Genomic DNA, 24095 nt, shown 5'->3' with positions numbered 1-24095 from the left:
GGCGGCGGCGGAAAAGATTGCGCCGGTCTGGATCAATTACTGCTCGCCGCCTTCGGGGTTTTCGATCAGGCCGTGGTCGGATTCGAATTTATCGCGCCGTTCTTCGAAATGGATCTGTACTTCCGTGATGGCGTCCAGGGATTCGGATAGCTGGTTGTGAACATCTCCCAGTTTTTCATCCAGTTCCTGGTCGTTCAGCTCCATGTTGTCCACCTGCAGTTTGGCGGCTTTGTTAATAAGGGCTACCTGACTGTTTTTGAGGTCTTCCAGCTCCCGCAGGACTTTGTCCATTAATTCAAGCTTTTCCCGGTTGTTCATAAATTTTAAAGCGTTGGTTCCGGGAAAAAGTGCAAGAAGTCTGCCAAAAGGCGAGGCTGAAATTTTATTCTTCGAGAAGAAACACGTAGAGTTCCCGCGGGCCGTGGGCTCCCAGCACCAGTGTTTTCTCGATATCCGCCGTGCGGCTCGGGCCGGTGATAACGCCGGTATAAGAAGGTATCTTTTCCCCGTATTTTTCCTTTAGCAAGCCAAAGCCGTCCTTTAAATCGGCTACGAGCTGGCTGGAATAAGCGATCACAATATGCGCATGCGGGTACACGGACAGGCGGCGGCCGCTGTTTTGTGCAGAAGAAACGAGAACGCTGCCATTCCGGGCAATCAACGCCTCGCATAAGGTGATTCCCACTTCCGCCTGCTCAAAATCCTTGTCATCGGAACGGAAAGGAAATTCGTAATTGCGGAGCAGGGACTGGAGCTTATTCTCCCAGCAGTAAATATGCCGCCATTTCTTTTGGCTGCTTAAAGACAGCAGGTTCTCTATCAGTTGGATCTGGTCCTCGCAATACAGGAACTCCCCGTTCACCCTGGTGAGTTCCTCGGCAAAAACAATGTCCAGGGAGTCTTCCGGATCGGGATATAAAGAAGTTGGTTCAATTTCCGGGTAAGGGTTCTCTCTTTTTTCGATCAACGCTTTCCTGATCTTCTTTAGCATTCTCTCCTTAGGAGTAGTAATAGGTTTCAAAGCGTCAGTCCTTTAATATTGGTTTTTCGTCCTTGTTGTCACTTTCGATTGACTCTCCTTCACTGGCGGGGCTGTCGGAAGGCTGACTTTCCGGCAGCTCGGTGGGAGGGGTGCCGGAAGAGGCGCCATTGACAAACTCGTCATACGTGGTATGCGTCGCAAACGGACGTTTACCCAATATTTCCTCCAGGTCTGACTGGAAAAGTATTTCTTTCTTCAGCAATGCGTCTGCAAGTTTTTCAAGCCCTTCCCTTTTTTCCACCAGCAGGTTCTTGGTACGCTCATATACGCCCGCGATCAGTTCCCGCACTTCATTATCAATAAGTTCGGCCGTTTTTTCGGAATACGGCTTTCCAAAGCCATATTCGTTTTGCTGATCATTGAAGGAGATATTACCCACTTTGGGATTCATGCCATAGATCGTAACCATCGCATAAGCGAGTTTGGTCACCCTTTCGAGGTCATTCTGCGCCCCGGTTGAGATACGTCCGAATACAATTTCCTCGGCTGCTCTTCCACCCATGGTCATGCTCATCCCGTCAATCAGCTGTTCGGTCGTGTACAGGTACTGTTCCTTGGGCAGGTACTGCGCGTAACCCAGCGCCGCTACCCCGCGGGGAACAATGGAAACCTTCACGAGCGGATCGGCATGTTCAAAGAACCAGCCGGCAATGGCGTGACCCGATTCGTGGTAGGCTACAATGCGTTTTTCTTCGGGAGAAATGATCTTATTCTTCTTTTCCAGGCCGCCGATGACCCGGTCTATCGCATCCTGGAAATCCTGCATGTCGATTTCCAGTTTGTCCCTGCGCGCGGCAATCAGCGCCGCCTCATTGCACACGTTGGCAATTTCCGCCCCTGCAAAGCCGGGGGTTTGCGCCGAAAGTTTTTTCGGATCTACTTCACGGGCAGTTTTCAAGGGCTTCAGGTGTACCCTGAATATCTCTTCACGGCCATGCAGGTCCGGCTTGTCTATGGAGATCTGCCGGTCAAAACGGCCGGGACGAAGCAAAGCGGAATCCAGTACATCCGGCCGATTAGTGGCCGCCATAATAATTACACCGGTATCCGTGCCGAAGCCGTCCATTTCCACCAGCAGCTGATTCAGCGTATTCTCGCGTTCATCGTTCCCGCCCATTATCTGGTTTTTGCCCCTGCTCCGGCCAATGGCGTCAATTTCATCGATAAAAATAATACAAGGCGCTTTTTCACGTGCCTGCTTAAAGAGGTCACGCACCCTGGAGGCGCCCACACCGACAAACATTTCCACAAAATCGGAACCTGACAGGGAAAAGAAGGGCACCTGCGCTTCACCGGCAACCGCCTTCGCGAGCAGCGTCTTACCGGTACCGGGCGATCCTACCAGCAATACCCCCTTGGGTATCTTTCCGCCCAGGCTGGTATATTTTTTCGGGCTTTTCAAAAAGTCCACTACTTCCATTACCTCCTGCTTGGCCTCTTCCAGCCCCGCTACGTCATTGAAGGTAATGTTTACCTGTGATTCCTTATCGAATAAGGTGGCTTTGGATTTCCCGATATTGAATAGCTGGCCACCGGGGCCGCCTGAGCCTCCGGCGAGGCGGCGCATGAGGAGTACCCATATTAAAATGACGATCCCCACCGGCAGCAGCCAGGTAAGAAGGAGATCGGTAAAATAATTATTCTGCTGGGTCAGCAGCCTGGGAGCCACCTGGTCGGCGGCAGGCAGTTCCTTCTGGGCCTCCTGCATTTCAGCATCCAGGCTTTCAAAGGACGGTACGTTAAAAAAGTAATGCGGGCCGGTATTATTTCCAAATGAAGAAGAAGGGGCATCCTTGTATTCAGCATCGGCAAGACGTTCCTTCTTGATGAAGACCTCCACCTTGGTGACGTCTCCTTCTTTATAAGCCTGTACCTTATCGACATCTCCCGATTGCAGCATCTCGGCCATAAAACGCTGCTTCGGTATATTTACAGGGCTGGTGCCAAAATTATTGAGTAGTTGAAAGCCAATTATTATTGCGAAAATAATGGCATATATCCACATGAAATTGAATTTCGGCGGTTTAGGCGCTTTTCGCTTTCCCTGGGGCATTCGTTGTTCTCCCTTTCTCGCTCGCTGTTTTTCCATTTAATTCTTATTCAATCGATTATCCCCTGTCGGGATTATTTCTGTAATAACCTGTGCCCACCTGTTTTGTTTTAAAGGTGCTTCCAGGTGTCAGGCGCTTTGATAAATCACTTCGGCATCGCCCCATAATTCTTCAATGCCGTAAAAATAGCGTTTTTCTTTCTTGAATATATGTACTACTACAGTAACATAATCCAGAATAATCCATTCGCTGTTTTCCACGCCCTCCTTTTGCCAGGGATCTTCCCTGAATGCCTTATAGATCTCTTCTTCGACCGAATCCGCAATGGCGCGGACCTGAGTCCCCGACTCGGCATGACAAACAATGAAATAATCAGCTACAGAAGTGTTAACATTTCGAAGGTCAAGGCAGACGATTTCCTGGCCTTTTTTTTCGATGATCCCCTGAACGGCAATGTCCTGTATCAACCCGGGATCATCCTTTCTTTTCTTTAATACCATTCAAATCTTTTAGTTTTGTAAGATCTATCCTGTCAATACTGCACAGGACACTAAAATAAGCTTTACATTGCAAATTTCCACAAATAACGCATTGTTTATCGGTAAAAATCTTCTTACTTTAACGAAGGTCGATTCCACCAATAACTATGCTAAGTTATTACTGGCAAATTCTGGGCCATTGCCTGATGGTACTGTAATTTTGGCAGAAGGCCAGGAACAAGGCCGGGGGCAGGCAGGTAATTCCTGGCTTAGCGAACCTGGTAAGAATCTGACATTCAGCATCGTCCTGGGATGCAGTTTCCTGCTTCCGGCCGACCAGTTCTACCTGAGCATGGCCGTAAGCCTTGGGATTCTCGACACCCTGAAGCCGGTTCTTGGGAACGATTGCCATATTAAGTGGCCGAATGATATTTATGCAGGTAAGAAAAAGCTGGGGGGAATACTTATAGAAAATTTACTAGCAGGCGCTGCACTCAAAACCTCCGTGATAGGCATAGGGCTAAATGTGAACCAGGAACGCTTCCCCGGCTTGCCCCGCGCTACTTCTTTAATGCGGGAAACCAATACAGCCTTACCCCTGGAGCCCCTGCTGGGGCTACTCTGTCAAAGCATCGAGGCCCGCTTTCTTCAATTAAAGGGTGGCGGCCGCAAGGACCTGAAGGAAAGCTATCTCAGGCATCTTCTGGGCTATGGAAAAAAGCAGTTGTTCCGGTCCGGCCCAGGCCGGGAGCAACAGGTGGCCGGCAGTCAGCCGGCAGCGCCCCAGTCTGCCGTGGAAAGGCCGCTCCCGGGCCCGGGAGAAAGCAAGCCGGGTACAAGTGAGATGGAGCCCTTCGAAGGGGTCATCACCGGTATCACTCACGAAGGAAAACTATTGGTGGAAACAGAAACGGGGCTGCTGACGTTTGAAAAAAAGGAGATTGTGTTCCTGTAGCGCTGTATATTGTATTTGATGCGGAAAATAAATAATTTTGCAAGGATTTTCAAGTGCTTCAGGAATAATTTCAGAATTACGAATTTTATAATTAATTTCACGCTCCATTAAAAAAATACCTTGTTAAAACAATTTTTGTTGCAGAAAGTATAAATAAGGTAGGATTATATTGATTATATGAGAGAAAGGGAAAGAATGAAAAAGGGACAGCCGGGGGACTATACGATCCTCAGTTCGAGCATGACGCGTGTGGTGTTGGGTTTATTGCTCATTTAAAGGGACGTAAATCGCACCAGCTGGTGAATGATGCGCTTCATATGTTAAAGCGTATGAACCATCGCGGAGCCTGCGGATGTGAAGAGAATACCGGGGATGGTGCGGGTATCCTGATACAAATGCCCCATGAATTCCTTTATGATGAATGCCTGAAGCTGGGCTTTAAACTCCCTTCTTTCGGGAAATACGGAGTGGCCGTCGTGTTCTTTCCCAGGAACGAAAAGGTGCGTGAAGAATGCAAGGAAACCCTGGAACGCAAGCTGGAAGAGTTGGGGATGAAGCAGCTGGGTTACCGCTCGCTGCCAACGGCGAACGAAGACCTGGGCAGCATGGCCCTGGAAGGGGAGCCGGTAATGGAACAGCTTTTCATCCAGTCTCCGGACGATATCAGCGATCCCGAAGCATTTGAGCGGAAGCTGTTTATCTGGCGGAAGCATTCCACGCATATCATCCGGGAGGCGATTCCCAAAGCGGAAGATTTTTATATAGCCACTTCTTCCTACAAAACCATCGTATACAAGGGGCAGCTGCTTACCGAGCAGGTGGCTCCCTACTTTCCCGATCTGCAGGATAAGCGGGTGGTTTCTGCCCTTGCGGTAGTGCATTCGCGCTTTTCGACCAATACATTCCCTTCCTGGAAACTGGCGCAGCCCTTCCGGTACATCGCCCATAATGGCGAGATCAATACGGTAAAGGGTAACCTGAACTGGCTGAGGGCCGGCGAGTCCACCTTTGAATCTTCCGTGTTTACGAAGGAAGAACTGGATATGATCCTCCCGGTTTGCGATCCGACGAATTCGGATTCTGCGAGCCTGGACAATGTGGTGGAGCTGCTTACGCTCGCAGGGCGCCCGCTGCCCCAGGTAATGATGATGCTGATTCCCGAAGCCTGGTCCGGCAACGAGGAAATGGATGATGCCAAGAAAGCGTTTTATGAGTTCCATGCGGCCCTGATGGAGCCCTGGGACGGCCCGGCCTCCATTACCTTTACCGATGGAAAGATCATCGGGGCTACCCTTGACAGGAACGGACTGCGCCCTTCCCGCTACCTGGTTACCAACGATGATTACGTGGTGATGGCTTCCGAGTCGGGCGTGCTGGACATTGACCCGGCAAAAGTGATTTTCAAAGGACGCCTTCAGCCTGGTAAGATGTTCGTAGCCGATATCGAACAAGGGCGCATCATCAGTGACGACGAGCTGAAAAAAGATATTTGCAGCCGTAAACCCTACCGGGAATGGATCGATAAATACAAGATACGGCTGAAAGACCTTCCGGCGGCGCGCCGTACTTACCTGCCTCTCCTGGACAATGAAGTGATCCTTAAGCGGCAGCAGAGTTTCGGGTACACCACCGAGGATCTGAAAATGATCCTGGGACCCATGGCGGGAGCCGGCAAGGAACCGGTTGGTTCCATGGGGAACGATACGCCGCTGGCTGCACTTTCCCATCAAAGCCAGCACCTGGCCAATTATTTCAAGCAATTATTTGCACAGGTTACTAACCCGCCCATTGATTCCATCAGGGAACGGCTGGTGATGTCCCTGGTGACTTATGTAGGAAGCCAGCTGAATATCCTGGAAGAAAACCCCCGGCAATGCCATGTGGTTTCACTCCGGCAGCCTGTACTGACCAATAAAGGACTTGAAAAGCTTCGTTATATAGATCATGCGAATTTCCAAACCCGTACCATTCCCATCGTCTTCCATGCCGACGGTAAACCCGGGTCACTGGAAAGGGCGCTTAACCGGGTTTGCCGCTACGCTGCCGAAGTGATCGAGGAGGGTTATGAGTTTATCCTGCTCTCTGACCGCAGTATCGACAGCGACCACGCGCCTATTCCTTCGCTGCTCGCAGTTGCCGCCGTTCACCATCATCTTATCCGGAAAGGGCTTCGTGCCAAGATAGGCCTGGTTGTGGAAGCTGGCGACGTATGGGAAACCCATCATTTTGCGACGCTTATCGGTTACGGCGCCTCCGCCATCAATCCTTACCTGGCGCTGGAAACCATCAGCAGCATGAAACGGGACGGCGTTATTGAGACGACACTGGGCGAAGAGGAGCTTCATCAGAACTATATTAAGGCCGTGGGCGACGGTTTGCTGAAGATCATGTCGAAGATGGGTATTTCAACCCTTCAATCTTATAACGGCGCCCAGATATTCGAAGCGGTAGGCCTGAATAAACAGCTGATCGCTAAATATTTTACCGGCACCACTTCCCGTATCGGCGGCCTGGGCCTGGACGATATTGCCAGGGAAGTGCTTGTACGTCATAAATTAGCCTTCCCGGAGGCGCCCGTAGCCAATCCCAAGTTGGAAACCGGGGGCGTTTACCAGTGGAAGCGGCGCGGGGAGTTTCATTTAATGAACCCTGAGTCCATTCATTTACTGCAACTTTCTACCCGTACCGGGAATTACCAGGTATTCAAGAAGTACACCCGCGTGGTGAACGACCAGGAAAAGCGGGCATGTACACTGCGCAGCCGGCTGCGGATCAAGCCGGGAACGCCGGTTCCCCTGGAAGAGGTAGAACCCATCGAAAATATCCTGAAGCGTTTCGCCACGGGCGCCATGTCTTTCGGATCCATTTCACACGAGGCGCATTCCACCCTTGCCATTGCCATGAACCGTATCGGCGGAAAAAGCAATTCCGGCGAAGGAGGGGAGGATGAAATACGCTTTGAACGCAAGCCCAACGGTGATTGGGAACGCTCTGCCATTAAGCAGGTTGCTTCCGGCCGTTTCGGCGTTACGAGTTATTATTTAAGCAATGCCAGCGAGCTGCAGATAAAAATGGCCCAGGGTGCAAAGCCCGGGGAAGGAGGACAGTTGCCCGGCCATAAAGTGGATGAATGGATCGGCCGCGTACGGCATTCCACACCGGGCGTAGGGTTGATCTCACCGCCGCCTCACCATGATATTTATTCCATTGAGGACCTCGCGCAATTGATTTTCGACCTGAAAAATGCCAATAGAGAGGCCCGTATCAATGTGAAACTCGTGTCGGAAGCCGGAGTGGGGACCATTGCCGCCGGAGTAGCCAAAGCGAAGGCGGACGTGATCCTGATCTCGGGCCATGACGGGGGAACAGGGGCTTCGCCCATCAGTTCTATCCGCCATGCGGGTATGCCCTGGGAACTGGGGCTGGCTGAAACGCATCAGACGCTTGTTAAGAATAACCTCCGGAGCCGGGTAACGGTGCAAACGGACGGTTTAATACGGACGGGGCGCGACCTGGCCATCGCCACCCTGCTGGGTGCGGAAGAATGGGGAATCGCTACGGCGGCACTCATCGTGGAAGGTTGTATCATGATGCGCAAATGCCATCTGAACACCTGCCCGGTAGGAATTGCGACCCAGGATCCCGAATTGCGCAAACGCTTTACCGGCGACCCGCAGCACGTGGTCAATTTCTTTACCTACCTGGCCACAGAGCTGCGCGAGATCATGGCCGAGCTGGGCTTCCGCACCATTAATGAAATGGTAGGACAAGCGGACCGCCTGGAAGCAAGGGACAATTCATCTCACTGGAAATACAAAAACCTGGACCTTTCAGCCATGCTTTATAAAGAACCGGCAAGTGAATCGGTAGGGCTGTATAAGCAGATCCCGCAGGATCACGGGCTGAAGGAAGTCCTTGACTGGAAGCTGATTGAAAGGGCAAAACCGGCGCTGGAGCAAGCGGAGCGTGTAAAGGACGAGTTCCCGATCCATAATTATGACCGGACGGTGGGCGCCATGCTTTCCAATGAAATTTCGAAAATATATAAAGGCCCCGGCCTGCCGGATGATACGATCCATTACAAATTCCGCGGATCCGCAGGTCAGAGCTTTGGCGCATTTGCGACGAGCGGCCTGACACTTGAACTGGAAGGCGATGCAAACGACTATTTCGGTAAGGGCCTGTGCGGTGCCAGGCTGCTTCTTTACCCTGACCGGACAGCCAGTTTTAAGGCGGAAGAAAATATAATCGCGGGGAACGTCGCGTTTTACGGAGCTACTTCCGGAGAAGCCTATATCCGCGGCCTCGCCGGGGAACGGTTCTGCGTTCGTAACTCGGGAGCTACCGTAGTAGTGGAAGGGACAGGCGATCATGGCTGCGAGTACATGACAGGAGGCGTTGCGGTAATACTTGGAGAAACAGGGCGCAATTTTGCCGCGGGAATGAGCGGCGGGCTTGCTTATGTATTTGATGCAAGCGGAAAATTCAAATCACGCTGCAATATGGGCATGATTGAATTCGATCCCCTTGACCAGGCCGATATTGACCTGCTGAACAAGCTGATCCGCAATCATAATGAATATACCGGTTCGGAGGTGGCAGCCGCCATCCTGGCAGATTGGACGAATAAACTGAGGAGCTTTGTAAAGGTAATGCCTACCGAATACAAAGCAGTCCTGGAAAGAAAAATGAAACAAGAGGCAGCTGCACAAGCTGAGAAGGAGGAAGTGATAAATGGGTAAACCAACCGGATTCCTGGAGCATACCAGAATGCTTCCGGGTAAAAGAGATCCTGAAGAACGTATTCGCGACTACAGGGAGCTGTACGTATATGATCAATACGGAGAAGACAAGGTACAGGAGCAGGCTTCGCGCTGCATGGATTGCGGAGTGCCCTTCTGCCATAGTGGCTGTCCGCTGGGAAATATTATTCCGGAGTTTAACGACGCTGTTTACCGGGGTGACTGGGAAACCGCCTACGAAGTGCTTTCTTCGACGAATAATTTCCCGGAGTTTACAGGCAGGATCTGTCCTGCTCCCTGCGAGGCTTCCTGCGTGCTGGGCATTAACCAGCCCGCCGTGACCATTGAAGAAATTGAAAAGAACATCATTGAAACTGCCTGGGCGCGCAACCTGGTGAAACCGCGGGTCCCGAAAGAACGCACCGGTAAAAAGGTCGCTGTTGTAGGTTCAGGCCCGGCAGGGCTGGCTGCCGCCGCGCAATTGAACAGCGCCGGCCACTGGGTCACGGTATTTGAACGGGACGACGCAGTTGGCGGTCTCCTCCGCTACGGGATCCCGGATTTCAAGCTGGAAAAATGGGTGGTGGAACGACGTGTGAAGCTGATGGAAGAAGAAGGAATTCAATTTCGCACCAACGCCAATGTAGGTGTGAATATAAAGGTGAACAATCTCCTGTACGAATACGACGCCATTGTCCTTACCGGGGGATCCACTATTCCGCGCGATCTTCCCGTACCGGGCAGAGATCTCAAAGGCGTTCATTTTGCGATGGACTTTCTGCGTCAGCAGAATAAGCGGGTAAGCGGCCGGCCTTTCCAGGAGGAAGATATTCTTGCCGGCGGCAAGAACGTGATCGTGATCGGAGGCGGCGATACCGGCTCTGACTGCGTGGGTACGTCTATCCGCCACGGAGCGAAATCTGTGATCCAGGTAGAACTGCTGACCAAGCCGCCCGAAGGAAGCAACCCGTCGACGCCCTGGCCCAACTGGCCCATGATCCTGCGGACATCCACTTCTCATGAAGAAGGCTGCTCCCGTGAATGGTGCATCAATACCAGGGAATTTATCGGCGATGCGGAAGGGAACCTGCGGGCACTGAAGATCGTACAGGTAGAATGGAAAGCTACTGAGCCGGGAAAACCCATGCGAATGGTAGAAATTCCGGGTACAGAACAAGAACTTCCCTGCGAGCTGGCCCTGATCGCCGCCGGTTTTGTTCATCCCCAGCACAATGGAATGCTTGAAGAGCTGGAAACCGAACTGGACGAACGCGGAAATGTGAAAGCCAGCAATTACCAGACTTCCATCGAAAAGGTGTTTGCTGCAGGCGATATGCGCCGCGGCCAATCCCTGGTAGTATGGGCTATTTCCGAAGGTCGTGAGGCTGCTTACCAGGTGGACAAATACCTGCAGGGAGCGTCCAAGCTGGAATGCCGCGACGTATCGCAGGTGTACCTGGATGCTGTCACACAAGTTTAAAGTTCGGGTTTAGCCCGAAAGAAGATCACAATTTTAAGGTAATCCAAATATTACAATTCGGGTCGCAATGCGGCCCGTTTTTTGTTATTTCCACTTTAAAGATGGTTTAACTAAAAAAAACAGGTTATGAAACTAATTAAACATATGCTGATGCTGACCATGGCAACCGGTGGCCTGGTAGCCTGTAATGATAACGATGATGATATCTATATACCGCCTGCCGCTTTTACAGACCACGTGTCTATTAGCGCCAATTCATGGGAGCCGTTTGAAAATGGCGGCGTGTATGGCTACCTGACGGAGTTTGAAGTACCGGATTTGACAGAGAACATCCATGATAACGGGGCGGTTTTGGTATATCTTGACTTCGGGGAAGGCCTGTTTGATGCCTTGCCGCAGGTATACAATGATGTTTCTATCTTATACAATACATTTCCGTACAGCCTGGAAATTCAAATGGTAGGGATCAATAATATTGAAATTGATCCTCCCTCTGGAGAGATCCTGTGTAAGATTGTACTGATAGAAGGAGCAGCGTTAAAGGCGCATCCCGAAGTTGACCTGAAAAAGATGACACTCAAGGAAGTAGAACGCACTTTTAATGTTCAATAGCTTTGACAAACGATAACACAGGCCCGAAAGGGCCTTTTTTGTTTGGGTCCGGCAGGTTGAATACTTATAGTGTAAATTTGAACAATTAAATTCCGTTATGCGATTGCGTTCATTAGGAAAATTGCCCGCCGGTAACCGGCTGGAGCGTATAAAGGCCTCGCCGAATTACCGGGAGAATGCCTTCCGGAACCAGGAAGTTACCTCCATGCTTAGCGAAGACGCTTCTTATTTGCGGATGATCCGGGAGTCGATGCGGAAAGATTCGCGGAGGTCGCCGGCCGAAAGCCTTCCTGTAGTGTCCAGCGGCTTCCCGGCGGTTAGCGGCAAACCTGTTGTCACCTGGTTCGGGCATTCCTCCTATCTAATTCAAACCGAAAGCGTAAACCTGCTGGTAGATCCGGTCTTTAGCCAGCGTGCCTCTTTTTCTTCTTACCTGGGGCCGAAGGCATACGCTTTTTCCACCGATATTCCCCTGAAGGATCTGCCGCGTATTGACATCGTTATCCTTACCCATGACCATTACGATCACCTTGATCACCGGACGATCCGGCAGCTTCGCTCAACGGTAAAGGCTTTTTATACTCCATTGGGGGTTGGGTCGCATTTAGCGTTTTGGGGAATTGAAGAAAGCCGGATCACGGAACTGGATTGGGAAGAGTCTGCAGAACTGCCGGGAGAAATGAAACTGACGGCCACTCCGGCAAGGCATTTTTCGGGAAGAGGCTTTATCCGGAATAAAACGTTGTGGGCGTCCTACGTATTGGAAACCGCTGACTGCCGCTTGTACCTGGGCGGAGATTCGGGATACGGGAAACATTTCGCGGAAATAGGCCGGAAATACGGCCCCTTTGACATGGTGATCCTGGAGAACGGGCAGTATAATCCTCAATGGCCGCTTATCCATATGATGCCGGAAGAAACCGTCCGGGCTGCCATTGACTTGAAAGGCGAGGCGCTGCTGCCCGTGCATTGGGGCCGGTTTTCTCTCTCGCTCCATGCCTGGGACGACCCTGTTATCCGCCTGGTGAAAGAGGCAAATGAAATGAACGTAAAAGTAGCTACTCCCAAAATCGGGGAACCGGTAGTGATTGGCGGCAATTACCCGTCGGCGGCGTGGTGGAGCCTGGAGAAAGGGTCCACGCAGGGAAATCCCTGATTCACCGCACGAATGTTCGATCACTAAAGCGGTATTCCCGTCGGAAATTTGCCGGTTTAAATATTTTTATCGAATATCGAAGGTATAAATATACCCGAACCAGCCTTTACATGAAACTTCACTATCTTCTGCTCCCGGCGATCCTCTTTTTTGATGCCGGTAAAGTGTTTTCCCAAACAAACCCGGATGAGATCCAATTCGTACGACAGAGTGTCAGACGGCTGATCTTTGACCCGGCTCAATCCATCTCCCTGGCAAGTTTGAACCCAAAGGAGATCGTCGGGTTGCCATCCATGTATCCTGTCGGGCATCATTTTCCTGAAAAGGCCGGGGTCGCTGTCCGCAATGAAAAGCTGGTTATTCAGTCGGAAAAAGAAACCCAAACAAGCATTTGGTTCGGCGGGTTTAATCCGTTTTCCACGTATTTTATTGATATTTCAGCAATAACGGGGGAAGGCGAAATAGGGTTTGAATTTTCCGATGCAGGGCGCCGGCAGCAATTTATCGTTTCCGTAGCCTTTATAGAAGATACGGTTAAAGATGTGAGCCTGACCGTGAAGTCCGGCGGCGCAACGGTTTTCAGCGGGTCCATTGCTAAAAACGCTGATAAAGATCTGAAGATAGGAAACCAGCTTATCGTTCAGATGTTGGGCAGCGGATTAAGCGTCTATGTAAAGGACGAAGGTTTGCCGCAGGTGATCGGCCAGGGTGAATTCAATCAATACCTTGATTTAAGGGAGATAAAACATATACGATCATTCCAGTCTCAGCTGCATTTAGCGCTGAAGTCCGGAAAGGTGGAGATAAGCAGGATTGAATCAGCGCTTACAACCGGCATAGGGCTGGCCGATATACGGGCGATCACTTATGAGAACGGTGAGCCCTTGCTGGACCAGGGGAGGATTTGGTACACCATGACTATTCGCGGAAGAGGATTGCCGCATCCTGTCCAGGGGGTATTCAGCCTTAACCCGGGTGTATTCGACCTCAGGCTGGAAGGCATTATCGTATTCGACCGCAATGACGGCTTGCTACGAAATGAAGTCGCCTCTCATATTTTTTATGACAGGAACTCCCAAAGCTGGAAAGGAATAACCACCGGATTCAGTGCATTTGCGAATAAGGATACCGAAAAAAAGCAGCTGCTGGCAGTTTTGAGCGATAAAGACCCAAGGTTTGGCTTTTCAGTAATGAAGGCGGCACCCATGGGAATCGTCGGGAATATTGAAGACCCGCACATTATTTATGATGAAGCCGTGGATAAATGGCGGATGCTGGCATGCGAGAACATATCGGGATTTAAATGCATTATGCTTGAGTCCGCAAAATGGAACGGGGACTACAGCCAGATTGCCGGCCCGGGTACGCGGGATGCCACCGGTACCTCCATTCAGAAAATTGACGGCAGGTTTTTTTGCTTTTCCGGAAGCAGTGAGCGGGAAGTCTATATTTACTCCTACCCGGATTTAAAAGAGGTGGGTACGCTGAAAATGGATTTGCCGCCCTGGGATGAACACGCAGGAACACGGATATGGCCCAATGTGGTCCAGCTCCCGGACGGGTACCCGGTCAGGTACGTGGCTTTGATGATGGACAGGTATAATTACCCGGGTGTTGAAGGGCCCAACTGGACTTATGGAGCCATCTATTTATATTACGGTCATTAATGCAATATAAGAAAGCGGTTAATTACCCGCTTCTTTTAGCTTTTCCCCGGCTTTCTCAAGCGTTTTTCCTGCTTCGTCCAGGAATTCGTTAGTAGCATCTTTAAGGGTGTCCCCCAGGCTATCGATCTTCTGGGTTGCCGTATCCATTTCCTGTTCCATTTCACGTTGAAGGGAATCGGCTGTTTCCTGCGTTCGCTGTTCCTGGGCCGGGTTACAGGAAGAAAGAATCAAAAGACAGGCTGCTTGCAGTATAGAAATTCGGTTCATGGCGCTGGTGTTTAATTATCCGCTAATTATGATGAAATGCTTAAAGATAGTCATTTTGCGGGTTTTTTCCATGCTTAGAACCGGCATTTTTCTGGCGTATTTGCTGGTTTGAATATTTTTATCGAATATCGGAGCAGAATGATCCTCAGGTGAAAATATAGCTATAATCAATATGTCCGATTTCAATTTAAATAACAAAACAGCCATTGTAACGGGAGGAGGCAGCGGGATTGGACTCGCTATCTCCAAATTATTTGCCCGCAAGGGGGCCAGGGTCTATATCTTTGAAATGAATGCAGAGCAGGCACAATGGACGGCAAAAGAAATTCAGGCCGAAGGAGGTGATGCCACCGCGGTTAGCTGCGATGTTTCCGACCAGGAACAGGTGAAGCAGCAGGTGGCGGCTATCCTGGACAGGCAACCGGTGGATATCCTGGTGAATAATGCCGGTATCGCACACGTAGGCAACCTGGAAGGGACTTCCGAAGGTGATTTTGACCGGATTTTCCGGGTGAATGTAAAGGGAGTATACAATTGCATGCATGCATTGATTGGCAGTATGAAGGCGAATGGCGGCGGCGTGATCCTGAATATGGCCTCGGTGGCAGCCTCGGTGGGTATTCCTGACCGGTTTGCCTATTCCATGAGCAAAGGGGCCGTCCTGACCATGACGTATTCGGTAGCAAAAGATTATGTTCGCGATGGCATCCGCTGCAATTGTATTTCCCCGGGGCGGGTACACACTCCCTTCGTGGACGGTTTTTTGGCAAAGAATTACCCGGGCAGGGAGAAGGAAATGTTTGAGCAGCTGGCGAAGACCCAGCCCATCGGACGCATGGCGAGCCCGGAAGAAATAGCTGCGCTTGCCTTGTTCCTGTGTTCTGCCGAGGCAGGTTTCATTACCGGCTGCGATTATCCCATTGACGGTGGATTTATAAAACTGAATACTTAACTTGCGGTTCAAACAAGGATATATTTTATGAAATTATTTCGATTCGGTGACGCAGGAGAGGAACGCCCCGGTTTAATTGACGACGAAGACAGAAGGTACGACGTAAGCGCTTTTGGTGAAGATTATACACAGGAATTCCTCGAAACCGATGGGATCCAGCGTTTAGATGCCTGGTTCCGGGTAAATATGCCCGCCTGCCCGAATGTGGCAGCCGACGTCCGTTTAGGCCCCTGCATTGCAAATCCTTCCAAAATAATTTGCGTAGGCCTCAACTATGCAAAGCATGCGGCCGAAAGCGGCATGGATGTTCCGAAGGAGCCGGTTCTGTTCTTTAAGGCTACCTCTTCGCTTTGCGGGCCCAATGATAACCTGATAATCCCTAAGGACTCCGTTAAAACGGACTGGGAAGTGGAACTGGCCGTTATTATCGGAAAAAGAACTGCTTACGTAGAAGAGGCGGAGGCCATGGACTATGTGGCGGGCTACGCATTGCTTAACGATTATAGTGAGCGCGAATTCCAGATTGAACGCGGCGGACAATGGGTAAAGGGAAAAAGCGCCGACACCTTTGCTCCGCTGGGGCCTTTCCTGGCAACGAAAGATGAAGTAGAAGACCCCCATCAGCTCAATCTCTGGCTCAAAGTGAACGGTGAAAAGCTGCAGGACTCCAATACTTCCGATCTTATTTATAAAATCCCTTTTTTGGTGAGTTATATCAGCCGCTTTATGACGCTGCTTCCCGGCGACGTGATCTCCACCGGAACACCTTCAGGCGTAGGCCTGGGCCTGAACCCGCCGCGTTACCTCCGCCCGGGAGATGTAGTGGAGCTGGGCATTGAAAAACTGGGAGAATCCCGCCAGGAAGCGGTTGCTTATGAAGCAGTAAGGAAAACCACGACCGTGTAAAAAATGATTATTGATTCCCATCAGCACTTCTGGCATTTTGACCCGGTACGTGACAGCTGGATAACGGACGAAATGCAGGCTATCCGGCAGGATTTTCTGCCCGAAGACCTCCTGCCGGTTTACCGGGAGAACGGGATTGATGCTTGTGTGGCCGTGCAGGCCGCGCAGTCCGAAGAGGAGACGCGTTTTCTGCTCAGGCTGGCTGAGGAGCATGATTTTATAAAAGGGGTAGTAGGCTGGATCGATCTGCTCGCTCCGGATGTGGAAGAACGGCTCGCCCATTTTTCGCAGTATAAAAAATTAAAGGGCTTCCGCCATATCGTGCAGGCGGAGCCGGAAGGCTTTATGCTGCAGGAAGCTTTTCTTCATGGGATAGGAAAGCTGGAGAAGTTCGGCTATACCTATGATATCGTCATCTATCCCAATCAACTTGACGATGCCATTGCGCTTGTGAAGCAGTTCCCGGATCAGAAGTTTGTACTGGATCACATAGCGAAACCCTATATCAGGCAGGGGATCATTTATCCCTGGGATGAAAAAATCCGCGCCCTGGCTCGTTTTGACAATATTTACTGCAAGGTTTCGGGGCTGGTTACCGAGGCCGATCACAAGTCCTGGAAGGAAGCAGATATTAAGCCTTACCTGGACGTTGTGTTTGACGCCTTTGGTTCTTACCGGCTGCTGTTTGGTTCTGACTGGCCGGTTTGCCTGCTGGCTGCGGATTACGCCCGGACGAAGGCGGTGGTTACCCATTACCTGCAAGACCGTCTCTTTGCGCAGGAAAATGAAGTATGGTATCAGAATGCAGTAGATGTTTATAACCTGGAACTCTAAACCCTAATCAATGGCAATACCCGCTACTCCCGTTAACCCTGCCGGATCTGAAATGTCCAATGGCATGGGAAAGAAATACCTGATTCCCTTTATCCTGGTAACCAGTTTATTTTTTCTCTGGGGGCTGGCGAATATTTTGAATTCCGCCCTGATCGCCCATTTTCAGCCACTGTTCAATATTTCCAGGTCCATGGCCTTGCTGGTGGAGACCGCATTCTATTTTGGTTATTTCCTGGTCGCTATCCCCGCCGGCCTCTTTATGGAGACGAAGGGGTATAAAAGAGGCATTATCCTGGGCCTGCTGCTTTATGCCGCCGGGGCGCTGCTGTTTATTCCGGCTGCGGAAACGCTAACATTTGCTTTTTTTCTGGGCGCTTTGTTCATTATTGCCAGCGGGCTGGCTTTTCTTGAAACCGCTGCCAATCCTTACGTGACCATCCTCGGGAACCCCCGGACCGCCGTCCAGCGGCTCAATCTTTCGCAGTCTTTTAACGGCGTGGCGCTGATCGTCGGGCCTGTCCTCGCTTCCCAGCTGATCTTTGCGGGTAACGAAGGCGAGCTGCTTACCCAGGCCAGCAAACAGAAAGCTGCCGATGCCGTCATTGTGCCCTATATCGGTATCGCTGTGGCGGTACTTTTCGTGGCCTTCCTGTTCTCGCTTACAAAAATGCCGGAGCCGGCTAATAGCGGAAAGCTCAGATTTGACCGTTCTATTTTCCAGCACAAACACCTGACCAGGGGCATTATCGCCCAGTTTTTTTACGTAGGGGCCCAGGCCAGCATCTGGGGCATTACCATTGACTACGTGACTCACCTGCTTCCGGGGATTTCCAAGGAAGCCGCTTCGGGAACCTTCCTTGCCGCAGGGACCTTTCTCTTTGTTGCCGGGCGTTTTATTGGCACCTTTCTTATGAGCTATGTGAAGGAGCAGCGCTTACTTTGGATATTCGCGCTCTTCGCCTTCCTGTTTTGCCTCGTGGGAATTTACGCCGGCGGGTATGTGGCTGTGTATGCCGTTCTGGGCCTGAATTTCTTTATGTCCATCATGTTCCCTACCATTTTTGCCTTAGGTGTAAAAGACCTGGGAACGAATACCAAGCTTGGATCATCGTTCATTATAATGGCCATCGTCGGCGGGGCGGCGCTTCCGCCTATTGTCGGCGCAGTAAGCGACACAGCAGGCATTCAGGCTTGTTTCTGGCTTCCGGCGCTTTGCTTCCTGGTGGTCATGTATTATGGCCTTAGCGGGTATAAGATCAGGGAGGTGTCCGCATGAGCCTGAGACGTTATTGCCTGACGCTTGATTTGAAAGATGATCCGGCCCTGATAGCGGAGTATAAGCGGCAGCACCGCCGGCTGCGGCCCGCCATCATCAAAAGCATCCGGGATGCAGGTGTGGAGGTAATGGATATTTACCTGCTTGGAACGCGGATGTTCATGATCATGGAAGTGAATGAAAGCTTTTCATTTGCCCGGAAGGAAGAAATGGACCGCAATAATCCGGAAGTACAGGAATGGGAGCAATTTGTCTGGCAGTTCCAGCAACCCCTTCCGCAGGCAAAACCCGGCGAGAAATGGATGCTGATGGAGAAGATTTTCGGGCTGGAAGAATTGTGAAACAATAAAGCAGCCCCGGCTTGCCGCCGGAACCTGCTTCAATATGACAAAACCCGGAGTTTACTCCACGTTTCCGTGGGCTTCCGGTTGGTAAAGAATTTTCTTTATAAGGAGTCTTTTCATGCCGTTCGGCATTTCCCACTCAACGATACTGCCTTCAGTATAACCCAGCAGCGCCGTCCCGATCGGGGCCAGTACCGATACCCTTTTTTCCGCAATATTCGCGTTCGCCGGGTAAACGATAGTCAATTCAAATTCCCGTTTGGTTTCCATGTCTTCAATGGACACGCGGCTGTTCATGGTAACCACGTTGGTAGTTACTTTCTTTGACGGCACCTTAACCGCTTTTTTTAATTCTTCGCCGAGCTTGGTAATGGCCATGGTGGGCACATTGGAAGAATACCTTGCATCCTGAAGACACTGCAGGAGCTTTTTGTAGTCATGATCTGTTACTGTGATGGAGTGTTCCATTGTATGCTTTTTTAATCTTCGTTAAATAAATAAGTGAAAAACTGTTCGGCCGGTTGGTAACCCCGGCACCGAAGTAGAATTAAAGGTCCGGGGTGAATGTGTTGAAGGCGGTTGCCATTGTACCGTCGCCCTTGCACGTGGTGGAGCATGCAGGGGAAAACGAGGGATTATATGACAAGCTGATCAACATTCTTTCAATACTACTAAAAATTCAACAACAAAGGAAATCCGGAAAGGTTGTTTTAAATGTAATTAATTTTTTACCGAAATTTAATATGGAGGATTTGGAACTACGAAACGTTTCGTATACATTTGAACTACGAAACTATTCGTAATTATGAACAAGCTGAAACACAGGCCAAAGCCAACCGAAGCAGAGCTGGAAATACTGGAAATATTATGGGAGCATGGCCCGGCTACCGTGCGCCAGGTGAATGACCTGGTGAACCAGCGAAGGGAAACGGGATATACCACTACCCTTAAGATCATCCAGATCATGTATGCGAAAGAAATGCTGAGCAGGAGGGAAGAGGGGCGAACACATATTTATACGCCGCTTGCGGAAGAACAAGAGACCCGGCAGCACCTGCTGGAAAAATTTATGGAGACTTCTTTCCGGGGTTCGGCTGCCAGCCTGGTTATGCAAGCCCTTGGAAACGGAAAAACAACTAAAGACGAGCTGAAGCAGATCCGTCAGCTGTTAGATCAACTGGAAGGAGGAAAAAAATGAAAACTATTGAATCATTGCTGCAATCGGACATGATCCAGGCATTAGGCTGGACGCTGGTCCATGCTATCTGGCAGGTTGCCGGAATTGCCCTTTTATTAATGCTGGTCCTGGCCATGTTGCGCAGGCATTCTCCAAGACTGCGTTACGGGGCAGCGCTGGCTGCGATAGCCGCCATCGCTGTTTTGTCTGTCGGTACCTTCCTGGTTTGTTATGAGCATTTCTCTGGAACCAGCGCTTCGGCCCGGGCCGCCGGTGCCTTCCCGGCTGCCTTTACGGAAGAAGCCGGCTCGCCGGGGTACTTTGAAAGCATTGCCGCTTTCTTTTACCGTAACCTCTTTCTTTTCCTGGCCGGCTGGATGGCAGGTGTGGTGATGCTGAGCCTGCGTTTTGCCGGAAGTATCTGGTTCCTGCAGCGACTGAAAACACACGCTCTTCCGGCGCCGGCGCAATGGACGCTGAGGCTCGCCCGCATGGCAAAAGAGAACGGGATACGCCGGGTTGTCAGGCTCGCAGAGTCAGCTATGGTAAACGCTCCCGTGATGATCGGGCACCTGAAACCCCTGATCCTTGTGCCGGTCGGCATGCTGGCCGCTATTCCTGCGGAACAGGTAGAAGCTATTCTGGCCCACGAACTGGCCCATATCCGCCGAAGCGACTTCCTGATAAATCTCCTTCAGTCACTGGCGGAGATCATTTACTTCTTTCACCCGGGCATCTGGTGGATCAGTGGCGTCGTTCGCCGGGAAAGAGAGTTATGCTGTGACGATGTAGCCACCCGGCAAGGATGCAATCCTGTTACGCTGGCTTTCGCTCTTTCTGAAATGGGAGAATGGATGCAGGCGGAAAAGAACGGGAAGCTGTTGCTGGCTTTTTCAGGAAAACGCGAGCAACCGCTCCTGGAAAGGGTTAAGCGCTTGCTTGGCCAGGAACCCGCCCGCCCTTCGGGCCTTCTTCCCGCCGGCACGCTGGCAGCTGCATTGATCGTCTTTTTACTGCTTTCCGGTTCAGGCCGCGTATTTTCTTCTTCCACAGAGGAAGATGCACAGGTTTTGTCCATTGAAACAGGTCAAAGGCAAACGGACGGAGCCGATACATTGCCTGTATCAGGAGGAAATACGGTAGAAGTCCGCCGCGCAAACGACCCGCGAGGGGATAGCGAGGAGGTGAATGCTGAAACCGGAACCACAGCGGCTTCCCCTTCAGCCTATCCCTCGCCTTCAGCCAATGCTTCCCCGGTTTTCGTGGAAAATAACCGGGAACTTCCGTTCCTTGCATCGGATACCCTGCCCTTACCGGCTGCCCCTGCCGTACCTGCTATGCCTCCCCTTCCGGCTATTCCTCCCTTACCGTCCATGTCCGCCGCTCCGGTTCCACCAACGCCGCCGGCTCCACCGGTTCTTGATTCGGCAAGCTGGGCGCAATTCGGCGCAAGCATGGGAGATTTCGGCGCAGCGATCGCCAACTGGTCCATGAATTTTGTGATGGGCGGCGACAGCAGCAAGGTCCCGGAGTTCAATTTTGACGAAGAGAGCTTGAAAGAATTCGAGCGTTCTATGGAAGAGTTTGGAAAGAGAATGGAAGTATGGGGCGAAGAATACGGAGAGCAGATGGAGGCCTGGGCCAAAGCCAACGAGCCGAAAATGAAGGAATTTGAGCTTAAGATGAAAAACTGGGAAAAGGAAAATAAACCCCGGCTGGAAGAATACGAGCGGAAAATGGAAGAATACCACCGAAACCTACAACGGAATCAGGAACAAGCAGAGCGGAACCTTCAAGAGAGCCGGAAGCGCGCGGCTGAAACCCAACAACGCGTGCGTGAAAACCAGCAGCGCGCTAAGGAAAATCAACAACGTGCGAGCGAGAACAGGCAACAGCAGAATGAGCCTGAACAAAACTGAAGGAGGTCATAAGACGCTCAGCCGGGGTAACAAGGGCAACCATATTAATAAAGGACCTCACGCGCCCACCCGGCCGTTTCAGAAACGGCCGGGTGAAAAACGGCCGGGTAAACCCACGTTAGGCTTTCCCGGTTCTCCAGGCCGCGGTTTCCTCTTCGGCAATATCCAGGAAGTCCAGGAGCGTGTCCAGCTGATCCAGGAAGTCCGGCATTTCATCATGGAAGCCCTCGCGGAGTGACTGCCTTAAATAAAGAAAGGCCATTCTCCGGATGTTCCTTCCCAGAAAAGCCGGGGAATGATACTCCAGGAAGTCTTTTAGGCTTTTTTCCAAGCGCTCGCTAATGGAACAGCCGTTTTTTTCTGATAAATTCATAATTTTATAGATGTGTTATATCCGGGTGGGTCAAGCGTCCGGTATGTAAAGGTAAAAATAGTTTTGCTATTTTTTTATAGTTCTACCTGTAAAATTTCAACACATGAACGAACATCTTCGAATGAAAGCCCTTCGCCGCGCACTTAATCTTTCCCAGGGCGATCTGGCAAAGGCAATCGGCCGCCGGCAAGGGTCCATTTCCGATATTGAACGGGGGCGTAATTCGGTGGACGGCGTTACTCATCTGCTGAAGCTTGCCTTCCAGGCTAACCCTGAATGGCTGAAAACCGGGGAAGGGGACATGTTTCTCCCCGGCGGGCCCCTGACGGGGAAGGCAGTTCAGGCCGGCCTCAGCCAGCAGAGCGAGGAAGGAGCGGGGAGCCCTGAAGAAGAAAGAAACCGCGAAGAGAACCGTACCGGAGTCCCTTATTTCAGTACAAAGCTCCATGAGGGAGAATACGGCAGAGAGGAAGGCTTTTCCCTCGTAAATGAAGCTCCGGAGTACTATATTGATTTTATGCCTTTCAATGATTGCACCGCTTACCTCCCTTATTATGGTGAGAGCATGTACCCTAGATACCTTCATGGGGATATTATTGCCGTTAAGGCAGTTAAGAACCCCGATATTATCCTCTGGGGAGAAGCGTATCTGGTAATTACGGACGAGAATGCGAACAGCCTTAAAACGATCCGGCTTCTGGCAGAACATAAGGATAAAAAGAAAGTCATCCTGAGAGCCGTGAACCCTGCCTTCAGCGGGGATATCGTTATTGAAAAAAGATCGATCCTTTCCCTTCACCTGGTGAAAGGAAAAATTACGGTGATGATTTAGCCGCCGGGCCCCTGACTTTCTTTACTTTTTCCAGGGATTCCTTGTGCTGTACCTCCACCTTTTCAATCCAAACGGCATAGGTGTCCGGGTAAATATGTTTTCCGTATTCCTGAGCGTATTGCAGGGTGAATTCTGCTCCGAAATACAGGATAGCCGCCGAATAGTAAACCCAAAGCAGCACCACCACCAGCGAACCGGCTACCCCGTAAGAACTGGCGGTATCTACCTGCCCCATATAATACCCGATGGCCATCTTCCCAAGCAGAAACAGCAGGGCGGTAAAGCAGGCGCCTACGCCCACGTCTTTCCATTTGATCCGGGCATCAGGCAGTACCTTAAAGATGATCCCGAAAAGCAGCGCCGTGATGACAAAGTTAAGCGCGGTATTGATCGTATAGGCCCAGATCACCGCTGCTTCCGGAAACATGGCAAGCAATTTTTCATTAAGAAACTCGATGAGGCTGTCCACTACCAGGGACACGAGGAGTACGAAGCCCAGGCCAATCACCAGCGAAAAAGACAGAAGCCGGTTCAGCAGCATCTTTAGCCAGCCCTTTTGGGGCTTCGCCTTGAGCCCCCAAATGAAATTGATGGAGTCCTGGATCTCTACAAACACCCCGGTCGCGCCGAACAGCAATGTTCCTATGCCTATGATCGCCGCCAGGGTAGAATTATCTGAAATGGCCGCATTTCGGATGATCTCCTGTATCTGCAGCGCTGCCTTACTCCCCACGAACGTGCTGATCTCACTATAGATCGTTCCCTCAATGGCCTCTTTGCCGTAAAATATACTGCAAAGCATAATGATGACCATTAGCATGGGGCCGATGGAGAAAACGGTATAATAGGCGAGCGCCGCGCTGAGCTTCATTACCTTGTCATCCACAAAGCCCGCAACGGAGCCCTTAAATAGAAAAAGGATCTTCTTCAGCAAATTTCGTTTTGGCATAACCGGAACAATGCAAAAACCATGTCAAATTTTTTAAAATAATTTGGGGGAATAGCGCGGTAAACTCTATATTTGCATTCCC

At 50.9% G+C, this 24095-nt stretch carries 21 protein-coding genes and 1 pseudogene; 14 read left to right on the top strand and 8 right to left on the bottom strand.

Going from position 1 to position 24095, the window contains the following annotated elements; genetic code table 11:
* Positions 1-36: 36 nt before the first annotated feature.
* The 4 genes from FRZ59_RS01945 to rsfS form a co-directional block, all read right to left on the bottom strand.
* On the bottom strand, positions 37-291 hold the full coding sequence (locus FRZ59_RS01945; protein ID WP_225975140.1) for a hypothetical protein: 255 nt from the start codon (positions 289-291) through the stop codon (positions 37-39).
* A gap of 91 nt (positions 292-382) precedes the next feature.
* Entirely contained in the window at positions 383-991 is a 609-nt protein-coding gene (locus FRZ59_RS01940; protein ID WP_225975139.1) for a LutC/YkgG family protein, read from the bottom strand.
* Between the two features lie 34 nt (positions 992-1025).
* Complete coding sequence (ftsH, locus tag FRZ59_RS01935) at positions 1026-3131, bottom strand: ATP-dependent zinc metalloprotease FtsH (protein WP_132127549.1); 2106 nt, start codon at positions 3129-3131, stop codon at positions 1026-1028.
* A 90-nt stretch (positions 3132-3221) separates the two neighbouring features.
* Complete coding sequence (rsfS, locus tag FRZ59_RS01930) at positions 3222-3593, bottom strand: ribosome silencing factor (RefSeq protein WP_132127550.1); 372 nt, start codon at positions 3591-3593, stop codon at positions 3222-3224.
* 67 nt (positions 3594-3660) lie between these two features.
* On the opposite strand from rsfS, the gene FRZ59_RS01925 reads away from it, so the two are divergent.
* The 6 genes and pseudogenes from FRZ59_RS01925 to FRZ59_RS01900 all read left to right on the top strand — a co-directional run bounded on the left by FRZ59_RS01925 (position 3661) and on the right by FRZ59_RS01900 (position 14184).
* On the top strand, positions 3661-4527 hold the full coding sequence (locus tag FRZ59_RS01925; protein ID WP_158640497.1) for a biotin--[acetyl-CoA-carboxylase] ligase: 867 nt from the start codon (positions 3661-3663) through the stop codon (positions 4525-4527).
* Positions 4528-4742: 215 nt separating this feature from the next.
* Positions 4743-9269: pseudogene (gltB, locus tag FRZ59_RS01920) on the top strand (glutamate synthase large subunit); the annotation flags it as partial.
* Positions 9262-10749 (top strand): glutamate synthase subunit beta, encoded by a 1488-nt coding sequence (locus tag FRZ59_RS01915; RefSeq protein WP_132127553.1) that lies wholly within the window; start codon positions 9262-9264, stop codon positions 10747-10749. The pseudogene gltB and the gene FRZ59_RS01915, both read left to right, overlap by 8 nt.
* A gap of 126 nt (positions 10750-10875) precedes the next feature.
* Positions 10876-11361, top strand: a complete 486-nt coding sequence (locus tag FRZ59_RS01910) for a hypothetical protein (protein ID WP_132127554.1) — start codon at positions 10876-10878, stop codon at positions 11359-11361.
* 103 nt (positions 11362-11464) lie between these two features.
* On the top strand, positions 11465-12517 hold the full coding sequence (locus FRZ59_RS01905; protein WP_158640496.1) for an MBL fold metallo-hydrolase: 1053 nt from the start codon (positions 11465-11467) through the stop codon (positions 12515-12517).
* 110 nt (positions 12518-12627) lie between these two features.
* A complete protein-coding gene (locus FRZ59_RS01900) occupies positions 12628-14184 on the top strand; it encodes a hypothetical protein (RefSeq protein ID WP_132127556.1) in 1557 nt (518 codons plus the stop codon).
* An 18-nt stretch (positions 14185-14202) separates the two neighbouring features.
* On the opposite strand, the gene FRZ59_RS01895 is transcribed toward FRZ59_RS01900, so the two are convergent.
* On the bottom strand, positions 14203-14451 hold the full coding sequence (locus FRZ59_RS01895; protein ID WP_132127557.1) for a hypothetical protein: 249 nt from the start codon (positions 14449-14451) through the stop codon (positions 14203-14205).
* Positions 14452-14623: 172 nt separating this feature from the next.
* Here FRZ59_RS01895 and FRZ59_RS01890 point away from each other — a divergent pair, with 172 nt between their 5' ends.
* The 5 genes from FRZ59_RS01890 to FRZ59_RS01870 are packed head-to-tail and all read left to right on the top strand — an operon-like array spanning position 14624 to position 18760.
* Positions 14624-15403: an SDR family NAD(P)-dependent oxidoreductase gene (locus tag FRZ59_RS01890; protein WP_132127558.1), complete on the top strand. Its 780-nt coding sequence runs from the start codon at positions 14624-14626 to the stop codon at positions 15401-15403.
* A 27-nt stretch (positions 15404-15430) separates the two neighbouring features.
* A complete protein-coding gene (locus FRZ59_RS01885; RefSeq protein WP_132127559.1) occupies positions 15431-16309 on the top strand; it encodes a fumarylacetoacetate hydrolase family protein in 879 nt (292 codons plus the stop codon).
* A gap of 3 nt (positions 16310-16312) precedes the next feature.
* Positions 16313-17143 carry an amidohydrolase family protein gene (locus tag FRZ59_RS01880; RefSeq protein ID WP_132127560.1) on the top strand — a complete coding sequence of 277 codons (831 nt, stop codon included), beginning with the start codon at positions 16313-16315 and terminating at the stop codon, positions 17141-17143.
* A gap of 10 nt (positions 17144-17153) precedes the next feature.
* Positions 17154-18419, top strand: a complete 1266-nt coding sequence (gene fucP, locus FRZ59_RS01875) for an L-fucose:H+ symporter permease (protein WP_132127561.1) — start codon at positions 17154-17156, stop codon at positions 18417-18419.
* Positions 18416-18760: an L-rhamnose mutarotase gene (locus tag FRZ59_RS01870; protein ID WP_192901589.1), complete on the top strand. Its 345-nt coding sequence runs from the start codon at positions 18416-18418 to the stop codon at positions 18758-18760. The genes fucP and FRZ59_RS01870 overlap by 4 nt, the downstream gene beginning before the upstream one ends.
* 60 nt (positions 18761-18820) lie before the next feature.
* Here FRZ59_RS01870 and rnk read toward each other — a convergent pair whose 3' ends face one another.
* Positions 18821-19231, bottom strand: a complete 411-nt coding sequence (gene rnk, locus FRZ59_RS01865) for a nucleoside diphosphate kinase regulator (protein ID WP_132127562.1) — start codon at positions 19229-19231, stop codon at positions 18821-18823.
* A gap of 337 nt (positions 19232-19568) precedes the next feature.
* Here rnk and FRZ59_RS01860 point away from each other — a divergent pair, with 337 nt between their 5' ends.
* Positions 19569-19961 carry a BlaI/MecI/CopY family transcriptional regulator gene (locus FRZ59_RS01860; protein ID WP_132127563.1) on the top strand — a complete coding sequence of 131 codons (393 nt, stop codon included), beginning with the start codon at positions 19569-19571 and terminating at the stop codon, positions 19959-19961.
* A complete protein-coding gene (locus FRZ59_RS01855) occupies positions 19958-21859 on the top strand; it encodes a M56 family metallopeptidase (protein ID WP_132127564.1) in 1902 nt (633 codons plus the stop codon). Before FRZ59_RS01860 ends, FRZ59_RS01855 begins: the two co-directional genes overlap by 4 nt.
* A 118-nt stretch (positions 21860-21977) precedes the next feature.
* Here the strand turns inward: FRZ59_RS01855 and FRZ59_RS01850 are convergent, their stop codons facing one another.
* Positions 21978-22232 (bottom strand): hypothetical protein, encoded by a 255-nt coding sequence (locus FRZ59_RS01850; RefSeq protein WP_132127565.1) that lies wholly within the window; start codon positions 22230-22232, stop codon positions 21978-21980.
* Positions 22233-22335: 103 nt separating this feature from the next.
* Between FRZ59_RS01850 and FRZ59_RS01845 the strand changes: the two genes are divergently transcribed.
* Entirely contained in the window at positions 22336-23064 is a 729-nt protein-coding gene (locus FRZ59_RS01845) for an XRE family transcriptional regulator (RefSeq protein WP_132127566.1), read from the top strand.
* Here the strand turns inward: FRZ59_RS01845 and FRZ59_RS01840 are convergent.
* Positions 23048-24013, bottom strand: coding sequence for a YihY/virulence factor BrkB family protein (locus FRZ59_RS01840; RefSeq protein WP_132127567.1), 966 nt, complete (start codon positions 24011-24013; stop codon positions 23048-23050). The genes FRZ59_RS01845 and FRZ59_RS01840 overlap by 17 nt on opposite strands.
* Positions 24014-24095 lie beyond the last annotated feature (82 nt).

Source organism: Anseongella ginsenosidimutans, from assembly GCF_008033235.1.
Classification (GTDB): Bacteria; Bacteroidota; Bacteroidia; order Sphingobacteriales; family Sphingobacteriaceae; genus Anseongella; species Anseongella ginsenosidimutans.
This window is presented reverse-complemented; position numbering and strand designations above follow the sequence as displayed.

What these genes read in the sequence shown, in the direction of transcription:
- FRZ59_RS01940 (WP_225975139.1), bottom strand. Translation starts at nt 991, where the DNA reads ATGCTAAAGAAGATCAGGAAAGCGTTGATCGAAAAAAGAGAGAACCCT.
- FRZ59_RS01855 (WP_132127564.1), top strand. Translation starts at nt 19,958, where the DNA reads ATGAAAACTATTGAATCATTGCTGCAATCGGACATGATCCAGGCATTA.
- FRZ59_RS01860 (WP_132127563.1), top strand. Translation starts at nt 19,569, where the DNA reads ATGAACAAGCTGAAACACAGGCCAAAGCCAACCGAAGCAGAGCTGGAA.
- FRZ59_RS01910 (WP_132127554.1), top strand. Translation starts at nt 10,876, where the DNA reads ATGAAACTAATTAAACATATGCTGATGCTGACCATGGCAACCGGTGGC.
- FRZ59_RS01845 (WP_132127566.1), top strand. Translation starts at nt 22,336, where the DNA reads ATGAACGAACATCTTCGAATGAAAGCCCTTCGCCGCGCACTTAATCTT.
- FRZ59_RS01895 (WP_132127557.1), bottom strand. Translation starts at nt 14,451, where the DNA reads ATGAACCGAATTTCTATACTGCAAGCAGCCTGTCTTTTGATTCTTTCT.
- FRZ59_RS01885 (WP_132127559.1), top strand. Translation starts at nt 15,431, where the DNA reads ATGAAATTATTTCGATTCGGTGACGCAGGAGAGGAACGCCCCGGTTTA.
- FRZ59_RS01945 (WP_225975140.1), bottom strand. Translation starts at nt 291, where the DNA reads ATGGACAAAGTCCTGCGGGAGCTGGAAGACCTCAAAAACAGTCAGGTA.
- rsfS (WP_132127550.1), bottom strand. Translation starts at nt 3,593, where the DNA reads ATGGTATTAAAGAAAAGAAAGGATGATCCCGGGTTGATACAGGACATT.
- FRZ59_RS01890 (WP_132127558.1), top strand. Translation starts at nt 14,624, where the DNA reads ATGTCCGATTTCAATTTAAATAACAAAACAGCCATTGTAACGGGAGGA.
- rnk (WP_132127562.1), bottom strand. Translation starts at nt 19,231, where the DNA reads ATGGAACACTCCATCACAGTAACAGATCATGACTACAAAAAGCTCCTG.
- FRZ59_RS01850 (WP_132127565.1), bottom strand. Translation starts at nt 22,232, where the DNA reads ATGAATTTATCAGAAAAAAACGGCTGTTCCATTAGCGAGCGCTTGGAA.
- FRZ59_RS01870 (WP_192901589.1), top strand. Translation starts at nt 18,416, where the DNA reads ATGAGCCTGAGACGTTATTGCCTGACGCTTGATTTGAAAGATGATCCG.
- fucP (WP_132127561.1), top strand. Translation starts at nt 17,154, where the DNA reads ATGGCAATACCCGCTACTCCCGTTAACCCTGCCGGATCTGAAATGTCC.
- FRZ59_RS01880 (WP_132127560.1), top strand. Translation starts at nt 16,313, where the DNA reads ATGATTATTGATTCCCATCAGCACTTCTGGCATTTTGACCCGGTACGT.
- ftsH (WP_132127549.1), bottom strand. Translation starts at nt 3,131, where the DNA reads ATGGAAAAACAGCGAGCGAGAAAGGGAGAACAACGAATGCCCCAGGGA.
- FRZ59_RS01915 (WP_132127553.1), top strand. Translation starts at nt 9,262, where the DNA reads ATGGGTAAACCAACCGGATTCCTGGAGCATACCAGAATGCTTCCGGGT.
- FRZ59_RS01840 (WP_132127567.1), bottom strand. Translation starts at nt 24,013, where the DNA reads ATGCCAAAACGAAATTTGCTGAAGAAGATCCTTTTTCTATTTAAGGGC.
- FRZ59_RS01900 (WP_132127556.1), top strand. Translation starts at nt 12,628, where the DNA reads ATGAAACTTCACTATCTTCTGCTCCCGGCGATCCTCTTTTTTGATGCC.